Source organism: Alcanivorax sp. HI0083 (assembly GCF_001635175.1).
This window is the reverse complement of the sequence record NZ_LWFX01000985.1, coordinates 1-2,372: the sequence shown is the minus strand read 5'-3', so window position 1 is coordinate 2,372 and position 2,372 is coordinate 1. Positions and strand designations below refer to the sequence as shown.

The 2,372-nt window shown below is 58.3% G+C and carries 2 protein-coding genes; one reads left to right on the top strand and one right to left on the bottom strand.

Annotation, left to right across the window (positions count from 1 at the left end; all coding sequences use genetic code 11):
• Positions 1-908 (bottom strand): imelysin family protein (locus A3754_RS11740; RefSeq protein WP_063519836.1); only part of this gene is annotated, 908 nt, incomplete at its 3' end.
• 267 nt (positions 909-1,175) lie between these two features.
• Between A3754_RS11740 and nhaD the strand changes: the two genes are divergently transcribed.
• Positions 1,176-2,372 (top strand): sodium:proton antiporter NhaD (gene nhaD / locus A3754_RS11735; RefSeq protein ID WP_063519835.1); only part of this gene is annotated, 1,197 nt, incomplete at its 3' end.

The window sequence follows — 2,372 nt, the reverse complement described above, 5'->3', positions numbered from 1 at the left end:
CAGTCGTGCTCGTCTTCCGGGGAGTGCGCCGCCAGCGCCACTTTCATGCGCTCGCCGGCCAGCTCGCCCAACGACAGGCTGCCCATGCCGAACAGCATCTTGCGCAGGCCGTTTTCCACGCTGTCCGCTTCCAGTTCGGCCCGGTAATTTTCTTCACCCGGTCGCCATTCATCCACCATCACTTCCAGATCGTCGATAAGCAGATCGGTCACTACCGACAGGTATTCGCGCCGACGCTCGTTATGACCACCCGTTGCGTCCGGGCCGGTGGCGAAATCCGTTGCCGGGCGCTGGCCGGCACCGGCGTCAGTGCCGTTCAGGTCCTGGCCCCACAGCAAGAATTCAATGGCGTGGTAACCGGTAGCCACGTTCACCTCGGAACCGCCCAGTTCGTTGAGGCTGGCCAACAGTTCCGCGTTCAGGTCGCTCAGGTCCAGGGTCTGTTCACCGATTTTCAATGACTCGCTGGCAATAATATTGGCGCGGGCACCGGGGTTGCCCATCACCGCCTGATAGTCCTCGTTCACGTAATCGATCAGGCCTTCATCCAGCGGCCAGGCATTCACCTGCCCTTCCCATTCATCCACCACAGCATTGCCGAAGCGGAATACTTCAGTCTGCATGTAGGGCACCCGCGCGGCACGCCAGGCATCGCGGGCGGCGGCCAGGTTGGCCTCGGTGGGCGCGGCCAATAGCGTGCCGATCTGCGTTTTCAACTCGCAGGCACCGGCCAACGCATCGCTATACGTCGCCAAGGCCACATCGCCATAGTGGCTAACCACCTGCCTGCCAAGGGCATCATCATAAGCCGGGGCCACATCTGCATCCGTGGATTGCGGTTCGTCACTACAGGCAGACAGAAACAGGGAGGCCAGCAACAGGCCTCCGGTGGACAGGCGGGTCAGCATGAAAATTCCTCGATCAGATCAAACATCACAAGCAAACGCGCAGATCAGAGCCGGCGCGGAAACAGTCTGGGCGCACATAATGCGAATTATTCTCATCTTTTTAAAGGGGTGCGTGCAAAATTTGCACATTCCCTGCGTTTTTTTCACCGTAATTCATCGGATTCTTCGGGATAAACAGGCCGTTTCCGGTGAACACTGTTCACAAAACGCCTAGAATAGCGCCGCCCTCCACTCTTCACTCTCTGCCCATAGTGCGAGTCGCCCGTTATGACTACCGTTTTGCTGATCCTGGTGGCGCTGGGCTTTTTGTCCATCGTCGTCGAAGACATCGTTCATATTGATAAAGCGAAAACCACCCTGTTTTTCGGGTCATTCGCCTGGCTTTTGTTCTTTATTGCCCCGCCGGCCCACCTCAGTCACGACGCGCTGATGGAAAGCCTGAATGAAAACCTGCTGGATATTGCTACCCTGTGGCTGTTCCTGATGGCCGCCATGACCTTTGTGGCCTACCTGTCCGGTAAGGGCATTATCGACAGCCTGGTCAACAAGCTGCTGCCCGAACACATCAGCGAACGTAAATTGATGCTGCTCACCGGCCTGTTTGCCTTTCTGTTCTCCTCCATGGCCGACAACATTACCGCCACTCTGGTGTGCATCGCCGTGCTGATGAATCTGAACCTGCCGGCGAAGAAACTGATGCGCTACGTGGTGCTGGTGGTGTTCTCGGTGAATGCCGGCGGCACTGCCCTGATCACCGGCGATGTCACCACGCTGATGATCTTCCTGGCCGGCAAAGTGGAAATTCCGGACCTGCTGCTGCTCAGCCTGCCCGCCGCCGGCGCCGTGGCCGTGCTCGCCTTGATGCTCTCTCTGGGACTCAGTGGCGAGGTGCATATCCAGAAAAAAAGCAGCGCCATCGAGCGCGGCGACAAGGTTATCGCCCTGCTGTTCTTCGCCACCATTGTCGGCACCATCGCCGCCAACGTGGCCTTCGGCATTCCGCCGGTGCTGTGTTTCCTGTTCGGCCTGTCCTTGATGTTCATGGTGGTGCAGTTCCTGAACAAGGACGAACCGATTCTGGAATACATTCGCAAGATCGAGTTCGACACCCTGCTGTTTTTCCTGGGCGTATTGCTGCTGGTCGGCATGCTCAAGGAACTGGGAATGCTGGCCTACTTCCCGGCACTGTATGACGTGATGCCACCGGTGGCCGCCAACTTCCTGGTGGGCCTGGCGTCGGCCCTGTTTGACAACGTGCCGCTCACCGCCGCCCTGCTCAATTCCGGCATCGAAATGAACCTGGCCCAGTGGCTGTCGCTGACCTATTCGGTCGGGGTGGGTGGCGCACTTCTTGTCATCGGCTCCGCCGCCGGCGTGATCGCCATGAGCAAGATCGAAGCGCTGACATTCGGCAGCTACCTGCGATATTTCGGCTATCTGTTGGTGGCCTATAGTGTTGGTTTT